Here is a 16,117-nt window from a genome sequence, read left to right on the forward strand (position 1 = left end):
TTACTTCCCGGACAGCAACTGCTACAGGTAGTCCCTATATCCTACAAGACTTAACGGATAGTAACAGGTCTTGGAACGGATCCAGATCAGACTATTCGAGAAATAGTTTAAAATATTTTAGATGAAACAACCAGATAGCAATCCTTAATCATGGTCGGCAGAGATGGAGAGATAGCGGGATGGGATAGCCAGGAGATTCCGGCGGGCTCATAACCCGCAGATCAGTAGTTCAAATCTACTTCCCGCTATTTCCTGACGTTGAGCAAACTTTTACTGCAACTTGGTCGTTGACGTCCTCCCCACGCTGAAGCGCGAGGATTTCTCTCGCTGGAGTCTCAATCAGCCAGAGTCTTCACGGTGGCAACTTCATCCATATTATGAATTTTAGTTATTGCATATCAAATGTAATGCGACTGCAGGCTTCGACGATCGAACGAATCGGCCTCACAGTCGATTCATACTTGTCGCCGTTTTGCGCGCCCAGTGTCGGTCGGTGAAATCACCGAGGATTCGACCGACGGTTATTGGGGACGCCCCTGTCGCTCATTCGGGTGTGCGACGGTCTGCCGGCCTGTCGGTGAGGATACGTAGAATGGCGAGGATGGAGCGATTGCCCGAGAAAAGTCACGTCGTCGACTGCTGAGTCGATGTAGCCCCATTCGAAGCACCAACTGAATCCCCAGGGTATCTGCCTTTGTACCCGTGTGATACGGACTCCAGTCTCTGTGGGTACCGGCAGGTCCGCGACCCGCCATGCGGGCGCCCGTTGGGACCCAGTGACAGCAGACTGTATGCATCCAGCCAGTGACGGATCTGCGGAGGTTACGTGAATGGCATGGAGAACAGCCGCCCAATGGCAGCAAGTAATTGCAGTCACTCCAGCACCACCTCGACCTCGCAGACAACCGTGGTCTTACCGGATACGCCTGCCCTAGTCGAAATCGAGCGCCTCGACGAACGAGACTTCCTCGAGCAGACCGCAAAAGCCGCCCGGATGGGCGTAGGATGGTGGCCGCCGGGCGAGCTGAGAAAACGTAGGTTCGAGGCTGATTGGATCGGTCTCTGTCGCGCGGGGTAACGCGACAGAAAAGATGCTCGGGAGAATCAGTATCAATTTCGTCCCGATTCTCAGTTGTTCAGAATCGTCTCCGGGACACTCGTTGGAAGTAGATCGTGGTCGGGTAGAGCTGCGCTTAGTAACAACTGAAACGATTCACACATCGATCGCACCGTCCGCAGCTCTCGCTCACGTCGTAGCTCCGACCCGCGCGCCCCTCGTGCGAACGGGTGTGCAGTGACGTCAGTGGGTGCTATAGACGCGTAGCGAGCACGGCTGGCGCGTTCGTGGGACTCGAGATGAGCCATGTGAAGCGCTGAACACCAGTCGATCGAGGCCACCTATGATGCTATTATATGTGTATATATTACATTAATTCCTAATATTTATGCGGCTATCGAACGACCAGTAGTATGTATGTACGACATCAGGGGTAATTCTGATACCACATCAACATACGAGTGTCTGAGCTGTGGCGAGATTGTCACCACCGATACCCGGGACGGGAAATGTGCTCGTTGTGGGCGGACGAACACCTTCCAAAATCGAGCTCTCTCACTCGAATAACTAATCTCTCCTCTAAACAAGAGATGTCCTCTCATACATCGTCAACAACGATCGAACGGACGGTTTCTCAGCCAGACGACGCGGATGTCACGTCAGCAGTTGCAACGGCTCGACGCCAACTCGAGCACGCTGCAACGCACCTCGATATCGATCCGAACATCGTCGAACGGCTCAAACATCCGGCAGCTGTCCACGAGGTAACAGTACCAGTCGAACGCGATGACGGTTCCATCGATGTGTTCACTGGCTATCGCGCACACCACGACAGCGTTCGCGGTCCGTTCAAAGGCGGCCTGCGATACCATCCGGGGGTCACTCGCGAGGAGTGTATCGGCCTCTCGATGTGGATGACCTGGAAGTGTGCCGTGATGGATCTGCCCTTCGGCGGCGCGAAAGGCGGGATCGTCGTCGATCCCAAAGAGCTCAGCGAGGCGGAAAAGGAACGCCTTACGAGGCGGTTCACGGACGAGATTCGGGACATCATCGGGCCGAACAAGGACATTCCTGCACCCGACATGGGGACCGATTCCCAGACGATGTCCTGGATCATGGACGCCTACAGCATGCAAGAGGCAGAGACGCTCCCCGGCGTCGTGACCGGCAAGCCACCCGTCATCGGCGGCAGTTACGGCCGCGAGGAGGCCCCGGGACGGAGCGTCGCCCTCATTGCTCGCGAAGCTTGCGAGTACTACGACTATCCGCTCGAGGAGACGACCGTCGCCGTTCAGGGGTTCGGGAGCGTCGGAGCGAACGCAGCCCGCCTGCTCGATGAGTGGGGCGCAACCGTCGTCGCGGTCAGCGACGTCAACGGAGCAGCTTACGATCCAGCGGGACTCGATCCCCATATGATCCCGTCACACGACGAAGAACCCGAGGCTGTTACCGACTACGCCGACGAGACGATCGAGAACGACGAACTGCTCACGTTGGATGTCGATCTTCTCATTCCGGCAGCCATCGGCGACGTGATTACCGAAGCTAACGCCGACAGTATTCAGGCGGACCTCATCGTCGAAGGTGCAAACGGCCCGACGACGTTCGCGGCGGATGCGATCCTGGCCGAACGCGACATTCCGGTCGTCCCGGACATTCTCGCCAACGCTGGCGGGGTCACCGTCTCCTACTTCGAGTGGCTCCAGGATATCAACCGCCGGTCGTGGTCGCTCGAGGAAGTACAGGAACAACTCGACCAGGAAATGCTGTCCGCGTGGGACGAAGTCCGAGCCGAGGTCGAAACGAGAGATGTAACGTGGCGAGATGCGGCATACATCGTTGCTCTCTCGCGGTTGGTTGACGCCCACGCTAATCGCGGTCTTTGGCCGTAAGTACAGCGGTTCAAGGCGACTGTCTGATCCGGGAGGACCAGGACGATTCCGGCACGCTGCTACGCAGTCGACAGTTAATCGCACGGGCGCCCGGTCGTAATCAGGAGAGAAGGGAGGTGACGAACGCAGCACAGTGAGGTTCCGTGGTCAGAGCTGGGTTCAATATTTTTATCGTTCGACTTGTTCCCGAAGCTGATCCTCCGGTCGTCACTTTTCAGAATCGGCCATACGGACTCCTGGCAGTCAGTTTCGGTGCAACCGCGACCCGAGCTGCGGTTGCACCGGTACATCGTGACAGCAGACCGCATCAGTGCTACAGAAAATACATGGTGTCATAATTGAACGACTGGCGTATACGCCCTCACGGACACGCCGCACGGTCCTCGCCGCCTGCGGACCCCCGTACTTTCCGGTTGCTCGGATGTCTTGAAGACTGGCTTGTCCAGATCGCTTTCGACTGCTCTCCGACAGTCCATCAATGGCCGATGTACGGCCACGATGTTGCTCGCACGAGCCGTGTGTCTTCTCGTGACCTGCCGTCGGTCGGCTATTCTACCTGGGTTGGCATGTCTCGTCTGTTTTCGTCGCCAGTTGCGATCTCCACAGCGCTCTGGCCGTGGAATCTCGATTGTTGGGACAATATGGCCTCCTCTCACAGTCTTAGAAGTTCGGTACGGGAACACGCCGATTACAACGCGTCAAAGATCATCGGGTTGTAGTCTCTCCAGTCGATGACGAAAACGAATCATGTCAACAGTAGCGTGATATCGTGTGATAGTACTATACCGCGTGAATACGCCCGGTAACTCTCTTTTGAATAGCCAGTCGTCTCGAGTGGGAAGCCCGAATAGTCGTGAACAGCTCCGCCGGAGTTCGAGTGGGAGAAACAGTAACCCGAGTGGGAGAAACAGTGGCCTGAGTATTTATTGGGGCGGCTGGACTGGTCGCAATGCCCTACGAGGCGACGCGTTGCCGGATCTCCGACCTCGTAGGATACGATACCGGCAAGAGAACCATGACATACCAACAGCCACCGCAACAGCAACTAGAACAGCCAACTCAACAGCGAGCCGGACACCAGCGACCGCAGCACCAGACCGGACGACAGCAGCACCAACAGCAACCGCAGCACCAGACCGGACAGCAGTCCCAGCAACCGCAGTCGCGCGACCAGGCCGTCCCGCAGCAGGTCTCACAGGCCATCCACCAACTCGAGGAACTCGAATCGGACGCCGAGTGGGCGCACGGACAGGCGATGAAGGCTGGCGACCGGTTCACCTCCGGAATGCTGGCTGATCTCACCCAGATTATCCACCTCCAAAAGACGCTGCTCCTGCGGCAGTCCGACTTCGCACAGACGTTCGGTCAGTGCACCCAGCAAGCACTCCAACAGAGCACCCAGCAACTCCAGCAGTCCCAGGCTCCGGGTGTCCAGCAGGTGATCCAGCAGGCCCAGCAGATCACCCAGACGATCCAACAGGCGAGCCAGCAAGTCACACAGCAGGGCCAGTCACAGCAGATGGGCAGGCAAATGGGTGGCCAAACGCCGTCACCACAGGGCGGTGGCCAACCCTTCTAAGAACAGGGTAGCCCGACACGCCCTCGCAATCCTTGCGAGGGAATTTAATGTACGGTATGTAAAACCGATACCCTCCGCTTCAATCCATCTCTTGACAGTCGTCTCGATCTCCGTTGTGTCGAAAGCGCCACCGGATCCTCCAACCGGAGAGATGACGGGCCTACCGGAGTTTCCAGAGCAACGAGCGCAGCTTATACCCGAGTGAACCGTTCTGATAGCCAGTCCACCCGCTCATTCCACCCAACAGCGTCGCTGCATCGTACCCCTCGTCGACGAGTAGACTCGTTGCTCGTTTGGCAACCATACCCATCTTACACACAACGACGACGTCTCGCTCGTGCGGGATTTCTCCGAGTCGGTCGCGAAGCGCGGACTCGTCGCCTTGGCGCAACTCCTGATAGACCGGCACGTTATGGCTGCCCTCGATTGTGTTCGTCTGATAGTCCGACCGCGGGCGAATGTCGAGGACGAACGGCTCGTCTCCAGACTCGAGGCGGGCTTCCAGTTCGGCTGGACGGATGCGACTCATCACTACTATATTGTATCGAAAGCACAAAACCGTGGTGATTCAGACGGGTTGTCGTCCTGCTGTTCCGGTGGGACCACGACCGTCCTGCGGGTGTACCGGTCACTCGTGACAGCGGCCCGTCTCAGTCGTTGGTCGGCGAGGTGCGGGTGGTGGCTGCGTCAGTTTCGAAGTAGCGGAGTGCCCGCGAGAGCCGTGACGCTTGGTTGCTGAGACGTTCAGCACTCGTCGACACTTCGGTCAGTGCTGTGGTCTGTTCTTCGGCCGCAGCGGCGACGCTTTCGGCACCTGCGGTCGTCTCCTTGGAGATCGACGCGACGTCGTCGACCATCGCGACGACTTCCTGAGTCGAGGCCGCCTGCGCTTCGCTGGCCGCCGAGATTTCCTGGACGCCGACGTTGGTCTCCTGTGCGAGGTCGGTGATCTGTACGAGCGCGTCGACGGCCTCCTGCACCTGCTCGCTGGCGTCTTGAATGCCGGCGTTCGTGCGCTCGACTTCGGCGGCGGATTCCTCGGTCCGGTCACGGATCGCCTCGAGGCGGGCTTCGGCCTCCTCGGCTGCCTCCGCGACGTCTTCGGAGAGGGCTTTGACTTCCGTTGCAACGGCGGAGAACCCGTCGCCGCCGCTGCCGGCGTCGGTCGACCGGGAAACCTCGATGTTGGCGTTCAGCGCCAGCATGTTGGTCTGGCGGGCGATTTCGGCGATCGTATTGAGTAGTTCGTCGATCTGCTGAACCTCCGCCTCGAGCCGGTGTATCTCGGTGACGGCAGCGCTGGCTTCGGTTTCGATCTCGTTCATCGCAGCGATGGCAGCTCGTGCGGACTCCTGTCCATCCTGTCCGGTGTCGACGGTTCGTTCGGCGATGTCGGCGACCTCAGACGAGGACACGGCGATCTCTTCGGTCGTCGTCGACAGCGAGTCGAGTTCCTGGGTGACCGAGCGGAGGTATTCGTGTTGTCGGTCGGCACCGTCGGCGATTTCCTGAATCGACGTGGAGACCTGCTCGGAAGCCGAGTGCACTTCCTCGGAACTGGCCGTCACCGATTCGGATGCGGTGGCCACGTTCTGTGCGAACGATGTGAGATCCTCGGTGGTCGACTCGAGCTTGGCGAGCATGTCGTTGAACTCGCGTGCGATCTCGGCCATCGCCTCGTTTTCGCTGTCAGGGTCCATGCGCTGGGTCAGGTCACCCGCTGCACACGCCTGCATGACAGTCGCGTACTCGTCGGCTTTCCGCTCGAGATGCTCGTTGAGTTGGGTCGTCTCTTCGCGGAGCGTGACTGCTTCCTGTCGCGCCTGCTCGACTTCGTCCATTTTCGTCTGGAGTGACTCGTTTTTATTTTGGAGGTCGTTGACCGTCAGTAGCCCCACGTTGACCACGAGTAAGACGAACACTGCGCCGAACAGGAAGACAAACCCTGTCAGCAGCTGAAAGAGGAGTTCGTGCCCGCTAACGGCGATCCAGAGAGCGGCGACGTAGCCGAGTAAGAACAACACCATCAGTGCAAGCAACCCCCGCCACCGTCGTCGGTAGCTGGCCTCGTTCAATTGTAAGAACAGCCGCCGCGTGTACAGAATCGAGCCGAACATGACGAGCGCCCCGGCAGCGATAAGTCCCAGTACAAGTATCGATACTGCGACCATTACTGTTCACCGAGAGCGCTGATATCTGCGTAGTTGGACGAACGATTCCGAGTCGACGACTTCGACGTGCTGTGTGGGTTCTGTGTCATCGGTTTCTGAAGTGATCCGCTTCGAAAGAACGAACGTGCCTCATCGCTGGGTCAGGTCACCGTCCGCCGTCTTCGACGGGACCTAGGGTTCGCCGTTAGCGTGGGACCGTCGCGGCTGTCATCGGCCCGGCGTCTGAGACGGGCTGCTGTCACGGTGTCCCGGGCGCACCCGCCGGCACCCGCTGACAGGAGTCCGTCTGACCGACCGCCAGCCGAACCTCGTCCCGCTTCGAAACTGGAACTGCGTGTCTGGCAGACCGTCCGTTTTAAAACCATCACTCTCTTTCGAATATAGTGAAGGTCACTGGATACGATTATTTAATCTTACCGCCAGCTTCTCCCGCGTCCTTCTCGAGAATCCGACTGAACCGTGGCGTGATCTGTCGTCGCCACTGACAGTCACTGCATACCCGATCGCACGACGGGCGTGCGGGTCGGAGCGAGTGTCGCGAGCGAGACCCGCGGACGATGCGATCGGTGTGTCACTCGGTTCAGTTGGTACTATCGTACCGCGTTATCCGCCGTGTTTTCGATACCAGACTCGAGTCCCGACGGGCGACGCACCCGCCTCGAGATCCAGTCGCCGCACGACCAACTCCCGAATCGCAGTCGTGACGACGAGCTGGACCGTGTCGCCCGCAGCGGTTTGTACGTCGAAGACGCAGTGGCCGTCCCGTTCGCTGATGCGTTCGATCGTTCCGACGGACCACCGCTCGATGTCGTGGGTCGGTTTCCGGGCGTGGATTCGGTCGTGGGTCACAGGTAACGAGAAGCCAGAGAGGCAGTTGAAGCTAGCGCCCCCGCAGGTGTCGTTCGCTCCGCCGATCCGGAGACTCCGTTCGCCTCGAGAGCGAGGTTATTCGGAGTTGGGGTCGTCCCCGAGCGACCCCTCGTACTTGTCTTGCTCTTCGTCGGGGAGGTACTGCCGTTCCCACTCGACGACCTCGGGAAAGCCCGAGAACTCGTGGAGGCTCCCGACGGGCTGGGCGTTGAACGTATCGTCGATGTCTCGCATCGCCGCCACGGGGTCGTCCGCGAAGGCACTGAGATCCGCGTGGACGTTCGCGATCGTCGACAGTGTCGACGTAATAGGGAACAATACGATGTCGAATCCCCACTCCTCGAGCGACGAGAGGTCGACGTACGGCGAGGAGCCGAGTTCGCCGACGAAGTTGTAGACGATCGGCCCGTCGACCTCCCGGCCGATACGCTCGAGTTCCGACTCGTCGGTTGGGCCCTCGACGAACGCGACGTCAGCGCCGGCCGCGAGGAAGTCGTTGGCGCGGCCGATCGCCTCGTCGAGCGAGCCGTCACCCGTGCCGCGGGCGTCGGTGCGGGCGATAAGAACGAAGTCTTCGGCACGGTCGTCCCGAACGTCGGCTGCGGCTTCGATCTTGCCGACTGCCTCCTCGCGCGGGATGACCTGTCGTCCTTTCGTGTGGCCACAGCGTTTCGGGAACGTCTGGTCTTCGATGTGGATCGCGCCGACGCCGGCTTTGATGTACTCGCGAACGGTCCGGATGACGTTGGTCGCGTTGCCGTAGCCGTTGTCAGAATCGGCGATCAGCGGCACGTCGATTCGCTCCTGAATGTTGCCGGCGTTTTCGATCATCTCGGGCATCGTGATGAAGCCGGCGTCAGGGTAGCCGGTCTTCGACAGCGACGTCCCGTAGCCGGTCATGTAGATCGCGTCGAAGCCGATAGAATCGGCGACTCTGGCGGTAAGTGGGTCGTGAACACCGGGGCAGACCAGGAGTTCGTCGCGCTCGAGGCACGTTCGGAGGGTGGCACCGGAGTCGGTCATGGCAGATTACACGGTGGTCGCGGCGAAGTCGGTGTCGATGCTGGTCGTCCGTCGGTTGGATCGTTAGTCATTGGCAGAGAGGTGATCGAGGACGCTGTCGGTCGTGACGACATCGCCGTACTTCGCGTCGATGTCGAAGAGGTTCGCTCGGTGTGGCCCCTCCGCGCGGTCACCGACCGCGTCGGCGGGGACGATAGTTCGATAGCCGTGCTGGAGGCTATCGACGGTCGTCGCGCGGATACAGCCGCTCGTCGTGACGCCAGCGAGTACGAGCGTATCGACGCGGTGTGTCGTCAGCTCTGTCTGCAGGTCGGTCCCGAAGAAGGCGCTCGCGTACTTTTTCAGGATGACCCGCTCGCCGTCTTCGGGTTCGACCCGGTCGTCGATTTCGACTGCCTCGGTCCCGAGACGCAATTCTCGCAACGCGGGGACCTTCTCGACGAACCGACCGGCGTCGCCGTACGATTCCTCGTAAGCGACGGTCGTGAAATATCGTGGCAGGTCGTGTTCGCGAAACGCGTCGAGCAGCCGCTCGGTCTGCTCGAGCACGCCGGTCACGTCCGACCCGAGACTGGTTTCGGGATCGGTGAAGGCGTTTATCAGGTCGACGACCAGCAGCGCGGGCTGCTCGCCGAGGCCGACGCTCGTCCCGAAATCGGCCTCGTCGTATTCGGCGTCAATGTTGATGTCGTGTGGCCAGTCCATAATGTGCTGGAGTAGTGAGGCTGCCGGTCAGTCGTGTCGGTCCGCGAACTCCCGGCGCTCGGCGGCGATACGTTCTTCCAGCGTCTCGTCGTCCGGTAGCGGCCCGTAATCGAACGGCTCGAGGTCGTCGCGCGTTTCCCGAAGCTCGTCGCGTCGCTCGGCGGTCGCCGCCTCGTCGACGGTGCCGTCGTCGGCGAGGACGACGCCGTACTCCGTGCGCGCGGCCGACTCGGAGACGAGTCCGCGCTCGACTTCCGCGGCGACGGCGTCGGGATCGCGCTCGAGTGGGTCGCCGAGGCCGCCGCCACCAGCAGTGGAAAAGACGAGTTTGTCGCCGGCCTCCACGGCGACGTTTTCGACCTTCGAGGGGAGTTCCTCCTCGGTGCCATCGGTGCGGATCAGTTTCTTCTCGCTCGTCCGGGCGTGGGAGCCGCCGTCGACGCCCCACGGGTACGTGTGCGCGCGGTCGTCCTGGAACGTGATCGCACCCGGTTCCTCGAAAGTGTAGACTTTCGTGATGCCGTGACCGCCGCGGAACTCGCCGGCGCCGCCGGTGTCGGCGCGGGTGCTGTACTCGTCGATGGTCAATGGGTAGTAGGCCTCCTGGTACTCCGCGGGCACGGTGCGAAACAGCGGCCACCAGGAGTGGCCGTCGAGGCCGTCGCCGCCGGGTCGGGCCGGGATGCCGCCGTAGAGGATCTCGAGCATCTGGAAGTCGTTGCCCTCCGAGTCCGTGCCGGCGTAGACGAGGTTCGGCGACGTGCCGTAGCTGCCCGCGACCGAGAAGCCGTCGATGAGCTTCGAGAATGTCGCCTGCAGGACGTCGAACTGGCGGGCCATCATCGGCAGGCGATTGCCGAGCGCCGCCGGGAACTCCGGCTGGACCACGGTGCCTTCGGGCAGGGTCACCTCGAAGAGATCGTAGTAGCCGTCGTTGAACGTCAGCAGCGGGTCGAACGCCATGATGAGGAAGACCCCGGTGAACATTTTGAACATCTGCTCGTTCAACAGGAAGTTTACGGTCCCCGGCACCTGCTCGTCCGTGCCGGTCCAGTCGAGGTAGACCGTCTCTCCCTCCCGGTAGATCTCGAGGTGGAGTTTGATGGGGCCGTTGCCCATGCCGTCGTCGTCGACGTAGTCTTCGAACGTGTAGCGTTCGCCCTCCGGGATGAACTCGTGGATCAGATCGATCATCCCATCGCGGGTGCGATCGAGGATGGCGTCGCAGGCCTCGACGTACGTCTCCTTGCCGAAGCGATCGCAGAGTTCGTGAACCCGCGTTTCGGCGGCTTTCGTCCCCGCCGCCAGCGCCTTGATGTCGGCCTCGGCGTGTTCCGGTAGGCGCGTGTTGTGGGCGAACGTCTCGAGCAGTTCGCTGTCGAACTCGCCTTCCTTGTAGAGTTTGACCGGCGGCAGACGCATTCCCTCCTCGAAGATCGTGCGGGCCTGGACGGGCATACTGCCGGGCGTCTTCCCGCCAACGTCCATCAGGTTCCCCCACTGGCTCGAGAAGCCCACGAGGTCGTCCTCGTAGAAGATCGGACGCAACAGGAGCATGTCCGGGGTGTGCGAGACGGCCCCGGCACACATGTAGGGGTCGTTGGTCGCGATCACGTCGCCGTCCGCCAAGTCTTCGCGGTCGAACGGCGAGTTCTCGAGGATTGTGTCGATCGCCGAGCCGAACTGTCCCATGACCATCCGTCCCTCGGCGTCGGCGATGAGCGGGAACTGGTCGGACTGCTCGCGGATGACGGGACTGATCGCCGTCGTTTCGACGACCCGGTCCATCTCGTGGCGGGTGTTCGAAAGCGTGCTCTCGATGATGTCGAGCGTGGTCTGGTCGATGTCGTGGTCGCCGACGAACTCCGGGGTCGTGTCACTCATTGCGTCTCACCTCTGTTGATTTCGATGTTCGCGTAGCGGTCGATCGTCGCGCTGTGATCCGGCTGGACGACGACCGTCGAGTCGTCGTCGGTGACGATAGCCGGCCCGGCGAGTTCGTTGCCCGGCCGTAGCCCGGCTCGGTCGTAGATCGGCGTCTCGTAGTACTCGCCCTCGAAATAGACGTCGCTGACGTCGACTTCGGCGTCACTCGGATCGGCATCGGCCAGCTCCTGTTCTTCGATGGTTACACCCTGAAGCGTCCCTTTGCCGATGACGCGGAGGTTCGCGATCTCGAGCGGCGCATCGAGCGAGAAGCCGAACTGACGGTCGTGGCGCGCCTCGAAGTCGTCTTTGATCTCCGCGAGTCCGGTTTCGCGGAGGTTTTCGATGTCGATCGGGATCGACATCTGGATGTCCTGGCGGAAGTAGCGACACTCGGCGAAGTACTCGAACGCGTGATCGGCCTCGTCGACGCCCTCGGAGATGAGCCACTCGCTCGCTTCGTCCTCGAGCGCGCGCAGTTCCTCGGCGACGTCTGCGCCGTCGACATCGGTTTCGGTCTCGAGGTAGGTCTCCGAGAACTCGTTTTGGATGTCCGAGGTAAGAAAGCCGAAGGCCGACATCACACCCGGCCCCGGTGGGATGACAAGCGGATAGGCGTCCATCACATCAGCGAGCGCGTTCGCGTGCATCGGGCCGGCCCCGCCGAAGGCGACGAGGCCGAACTCCCGTGGATCGTAGCCGCGCTCGACGGAGACGACGCGAAGCGCGCCGTGCATGTTCTCGTTGACGATATCGAGGATGGCCTGTGCGGCTTCCTCGACCGTGCTGTCGCGCTCGTCGGCGATCGTCGCCACGGCGTCGCGGGCGGCCTCCCGATCGAGTTCCATCCGACCGCCGAGTTGGACTGTCGGCGGGATCCGCCCGAGCACGACGTTGGCGTCCGTGACCGTCGGTGATTCGCCACCCTGTCCGTAACATGCTGGCCCAGGGTCTGCGCCGGCACTTTCGGGGCCAACCTGCAACGAGCCGTTCAACTGCACGCGCGCGATCGAACCGCCCCCGGCCCCGACCGTGTTCACGTCGACCGAGCGGGATTTGAACTCCCGGTAGCCGACCTTCGTCTGGCGAGTCGTCTCGGGCGTCCCACCCTCGACGAGCGAGACGTCGGTCGAGGTCCCGCCCATGTCGAGTGTCAATACGTCCGGGACACCCTTCTTCGAGGCGATGGTCGCCGCACCGACGACGCCACCGCTCGGCCCGGAGAGCGCGAGTTCGACCGGTCGCTCCTTCGCAGCCGTCGAACTCATGAGTCCGCCATCGGACCGAACGACGTTCATCGTCGCCGACGAACCGGCTGCCGCCAGTGACTCGTCTAAATCTTCGAGATATTCGATCACTGTCGGTCGCGCGTAGTCGTTGATGACCGTCGTCAGCGTCCGTTCGTACTCGCCGTACTCCGGAACGATGTCGGCGGATATCGACACCGGAAGGTCTGGCGCCTCTTCGGCGACGATTTCGCGGACGCGCTCCTCGTGGGCAGGGTTGAGATACGAGTTCAATAACGCAACAGTCAGTGACTCGACGCCGGCAGCCTCGAGGTCGCGGACGGCGTCTCTGACCGCCGCCTCGTCGAGCGGCTCGATCTCCTCGCCCGCCGGCGAGCTGATCGTCCCGTCGACGCCACGTGTGTCGACTAGATCGGCCAGCGGGTCTGGCTTTTCCATGTCCATCCACCCGTAGAGCGGGCCGGGCGTCCACGCCCGTGCCAGATGGAGGATGTCCTCGTGACCTGCAGTCGTGATGAGCCCGACGCGAGCTCCCGTCTCCTCTAAGAGCATGTTCGTCACGACCGTCGTGCCGTGAAACAGCAGATCGAGGTCGGATACGACGGTTCCCGCCTTTGCGGTTGCCTCCTCGACACCGTAGATCACTCCTTCTGATGGGTTCGCAGGCGTCGAGAGCACCTTGTCTATCGTGAGTTCGTGCGTCGATTCGTCAAAGACGATGACGTCCGTGAACGTCCCACCGACGTCGACGCCGAGATTATGTGTCATGTGGTACCGTGTACTGTGGTACATCCGCCGTTGGGAGAGTAAGGGTTCCCCCAACAGCTGTTGGCGGTTTATATAGTATGGGCTGGCAGCTGCGCGCCCGGACGCCGTAACAGCAGCCCCACGAATGCTCGAGTGAGCGTCACCACACCACATAAACCGGTTCGGACCCAATCACTGTCCATGCGTGACGTGGCCGGCATCTCGAATGAGCTCTTTCGAACCGAGGAGGGCGAGACTGACTCGCTTCGACGGTGTCTCACGCTCGTCAACGCCATCGATGACGGGATCTACCAACTCGACACCGACGGCCGGTTCGTCGCCATCAACGACGCCCTCGTATCGATAACGGGCTATTCGCGATCGGCCCTCCTCGGCGAGCACGTGTCGACCGTCATCGAAACGCCGGACGCAAAACGGCTCGAGGAAGCGATCCACACGCGCCTCGAGCACGACGCTGATCCCGACACGACGTTCAACCTCGTACTCGAGACCGCGGCTGGCGACAGCGTTCCCTGTGAACTCCGAATGAGCCTGCTCGTAGATGATGGCGAACTCGAGGGGTCGGTCGGTGTCGTTCGAGCCGTTGAAGCTCACGATCGAACGAACGAGCAACTGCCGTCGACCTGGAAGACGTACGATTCGATCGCGTCAGTTATCGACGAAGCCGATGTTGGTGTGTTCGTCCTCGACGACGAGTTCGATGTCGTGTGGGTCGATGAAACGATCGAGGAGTATTTTGGTCTCGCGCGAGCCGAAGTTATCGGTCAGGACAAGGCGACGCTGATTCAGGAGACGATCCGTGATCGACTCGCAGATCCTGAGTCGTTCGCGGAGACAGTGTTGGCCACCTACGAGGATAACACCTACGTCGAACAGTTCGAGTGTCGGGTGACGGACGATGCAGCTCAGAACGAGCGCTGGCTCGAACACCGCAGTAAACCGATCGAGTCGGGTCCATACGCCGGTGGCCGCATCGAACTGTACTACGACATCACCGACCGGAAAGCAGCACAGCGAGCCAGGCAGGCGAGCGAACAGCGATTTCAGTCGCTCGTCGACGCGGTCGACGAGTACGCGATCTTCATGCTCGATCCCGACGGATACGTCGTTAGCTGGAACGAAGGTGCCGAGCGGATCAAAGGCTACCGTTCGGCGGAGATCATCGGCGAGCATTTTTCGACGTTTTACACCGCCGAGGATCGAGCGGACGGCGTCCCTGAATATAATCTTAGGCAAGCACGGGAGACAGGGACGGTCGAAGACGAGGGCTGGCGCGTCCGATCGGACGGCTCGCGGTTCTGGGCGAACGTGACGATTTCGGTCATCTACGACGCGGGCGAGTTGCAGGGCTACGCGAAGATCACTCGTGACATGACCGAACGCCGAGAACAGGAACAACGGCTGCGCCGCGAGTACGAACTCAGCGAGCAGATCCTCGAGACGAGCCCCGTTGGCATCGCAGTCGTAAACCGAGACGGATCGACGAGCCGGGCGAACGAACGGATGGCAGACCTGCTCGATCTCTCGACCGACGACGAGTCCATCTATACCACCGCCCAACGAGACATGTACGACGCGAACGGCGAGTTCATCCCGATAGAGGAACGACCCGTGTCCCGCGTTTTCGAAACGGGTGACCCCGTAACCGACCGAGAGGTCCGTCTGGATCGATCGGACAGACAGCAGTGGCTCTCGATAAACGCCAGACCGATTACTGACGAGCAGGGCAACCCCGTGCAAGTCGTCGAGACGGCGACCGATATCACCGATCTCAAAGAGCTGGCCCAACGGCGCAAACGCGAACTCGAGGAACGGGAGAAAGAACTCGCCGCCGTCCGACTCGCCACCAGCCTGCTCGAGACCGGCGAGCAACCGGCTGCTGCCTCGCTCCAGGAGTTCGTGACCGACCTTCCGCAGTTCTTTCGGTATCCGGACCGAACCGCCGCGCGCGTCTCGGTCGGCGACGACGAGGTGGCCACGGACGACTACGACTCGCTCGAGCCGCGGCTCTCCGCGTCCAGTCGCACGGTCAACGGCACACCGATTACGATAACTATCGTTCTCTACGACGAAGCCGATCTCCCGGCGACCGACACGGCGGCGTTTGTTGCTGAAGAACAGGAACTGCTCGACACGCTCGCAACGCTTCTCACGTTCCACTTCGATCGCCGAGCGTACATCGACGAGTTACAGGCATCGAACGAGCGACTCGAGCAGTTCGCCTACGCTGCCTCACACGACCTGCAAGAACCACTCCGGATGATAACCAGTTACCTGCAACTCATCGAGCGCCGCTACGCCGACGTTCTCGATGACGACGGCGAAGAATTCCTGGCATACGCCGTCGACGGGGCCGAGCGCATGCGCGAGATGATCGATGGCCTGCTCGAGTACTCGCGTATCGAAACTCGCGGTGATCCGTTCGAACAGGTCGATCTCAACGCGGTCGTGTCGGACGTGCTCTCGGATCTCCAGTTCTCGATCGAGGACCACGGCGCCGAGATCACCACCGAGTCGTTGCCGACCGTGATGGGTGACGTCAGCCAGCTCCGGCAGGTGTTTCAAAACCTGCTCGAGAACGCCCTCGAGTACAGCGGTGACGAGCCACCGCGGGTCCATATCACCGCCGAGCGCACGGGTGACGAGTGGACGATCTCGGTCCACGATGACGGGATCGGCATCGAGCCCGACGACAGCGACCGCGTCTTCGAGGTGTTCCAGCGATTACACACGCGCGAGGAACACGCCGGCACCGGGATCGGACTCGCGCTCTGTCGGCGGATCGTCGAGCGCCACGACGGCGAAATCTGGATCGATTCCGAGTCCGGTGAGGGGACGACGGTGTCGTTTACGCTGTCAGCCGCGGATTCGTGACCACC

Annotated in this window: 11 protein-coding genes and 1 tRNA gene; 5 read left to right on the plus strand and 7 right to left on the minus strand. The window is 61.2% G+C overall.

Annotated elements, in window-relative coordinates; translation table 11 throughout:
- Window positions 1-173: 173 nt before the first annotated feature.
- From ACERI1_RS12700 to ACERI1_RS12715, 4 genes are all read left to right on the plus strand, one after another.
- Window positions 174-248, plus strand: a tRNA-Met gene (locus tag ACERI1_RS12700).
- A 1,226-nt stretch (window positions 249-1,474) separates the two neighbouring features.
- Window positions 1,475-1,624 carry a rubrerythrin-like domain-containing protein gene (locus ACERI1_RS12705; protein ID WP_373618560.1) on the plus strand — a complete coding sequence of 50 codons (150 nt, stop codon included), beginning with the start codon at window positions 1,475-1,477 and terminating at the stop codon, window positions 1,622-1,624.
- A 23-nt stretch (window positions 1,625-1,647) separates the two neighbouring features.
- On the plus strand, window positions 1,648-2,949 hold the full coding sequence (gene gdhB / locus ACERI1_RS12710) for a glutamate dehydrogenase GdhB (RefSeq protein WP_373618561.1): 1,302 nt from the start codon (window positions 1,648-1,650) through the stop codon (window positions 2,947-2,949).
- 1,015 nt (window positions 2,950-3,964) lie between these two features.
- Window positions 3,965-4,528 (plus strand): hypothetical protein, encoded by a 564-nt coding sequence (locus ACERI1_RS12715; RefSeq protein WP_373618563.1) that lies wholly within the window; start codon window positions 3,965-3,967, stop codon window positions 4,526-4,528.
- Window positions 4,529-4,688: 160 nt separating this feature from the next.
- On the opposite strand, the gene ACERI1_RS12720 is transcribed toward ACERI1_RS12715, so the two are convergent.
- The 7 genes from ACERI1_RS12720 to ACERI1_RS12750 form a co-directional block, all read right to left on the minus strand.
- On the minus strand, window positions 4,689-5,057 hold the full coding sequence (locus tag ACERI1_RS12720) for a rhodanese-like domain-containing protein (protein WP_373618564.1): 369 nt from the start codon (window positions 5,055-5,057) through the stop codon (window positions 4,689-4,691).
- A gap of 121 nt (window positions 5,058-5,178) precedes the next feature.
- Window positions 5,179-6,699 carry a methyl-accepting chemotaxis protein gene (locus tag ACERI1_RS12725; protein WP_373618565.1) on the minus strand — a complete coding sequence of 507 codons (1,521 nt, stop codon included), beginning with the start codon at window positions 6,697-6,699 and terminating at the stop codon, window positions 5,179-5,181.
- Between the two features lie 603 nt (window positions 6,700-7,302).
- A complete protein-coding gene (locus tag ACERI1_RS12730; RefSeq protein ID WP_373618566.1) occupies window positions 7,303-7,548 on the minus strand; it encodes a hypothetical protein in 246 nt (81 codons plus the stop codon).
- Window positions 7,549-7,644: 96 nt separating this feature from the next.
- Window positions 7,645-8,592, minus strand: a complete 948-nt coding sequence (locus tag ACERI1_RS12735) for an oxaloacetate decarboxylase (protein WP_373618567.1) — start codon at window positions 8,590-8,592, stop codon at window positions 7,645-7,647.
- Window positions 8,593-8,655: 63 nt separating this feature from the next.
- A complete protein-coding gene (locus tag ACERI1_RS12740) occupies window positions 8,656-9,297 on the minus strand; it encodes an isochorismatase family protein (protein WP_373618568.1) in 642 nt (213 codons plus the stop codon).
- A gap of 27 nt (window positions 9,298-9,324) precedes the next feature.
- The gene (locus tag ACERI1_RS12745; RefSeq protein ID WP_373618569.1) at window positions 9,325-11,181 is read right to left on the minus strand and encodes a hydantoinase B/oxoprolinase family protein; all 1,857 of its coding nucleotides are present in this window, start codon (window positions 11,179-11,181) and stop codon (window positions 9,325-9,327) included.
- Window positions 11,178-13,238, minus strand: coding sequence for a hydantoinase/oxoprolinase family protein (locus tag ACERI1_RS12750; RefSeq protein WP_373618570.1), 2,061 nt, complete (start codon window positions 13,236-13,238; stop codon window positions 11,178-11,180). Before ACERI1_RS12750 ends, ACERI1_RS12745 begins: the two co-directional genes overlap by 4 nt.
- A gap of 180 nt (window positions 13,239-13,418) precedes the next feature.
- Between ACERI1_RS12750 and ACERI1_RS12755 the strand changes: the two genes are divergently transcribed.
- The gene (locus ACERI1_RS12755) at window positions 13,419-16,112 is read left to right on the plus strand and encodes a PAS domain S-box protein (protein WP_373618571.1); all 2,694 of its coding nucleotides are present in this window, start codon (window positions 13,419-13,421) and stop codon (window positions 16,110-16,112) included.
- Window positions 16,113-16,117: the final 5 nt, after the last annotated feature.

The sequence above is a fragment of the Natrinema sp. HArc-T2 genome, assembly GCF_041821085.1.
In the GTDB taxonomy this organism is placed as follows: Archaea; Halobacteriota; Halobacteria; order Halobacteriales; family Natrialbaceae; genus Natrinema.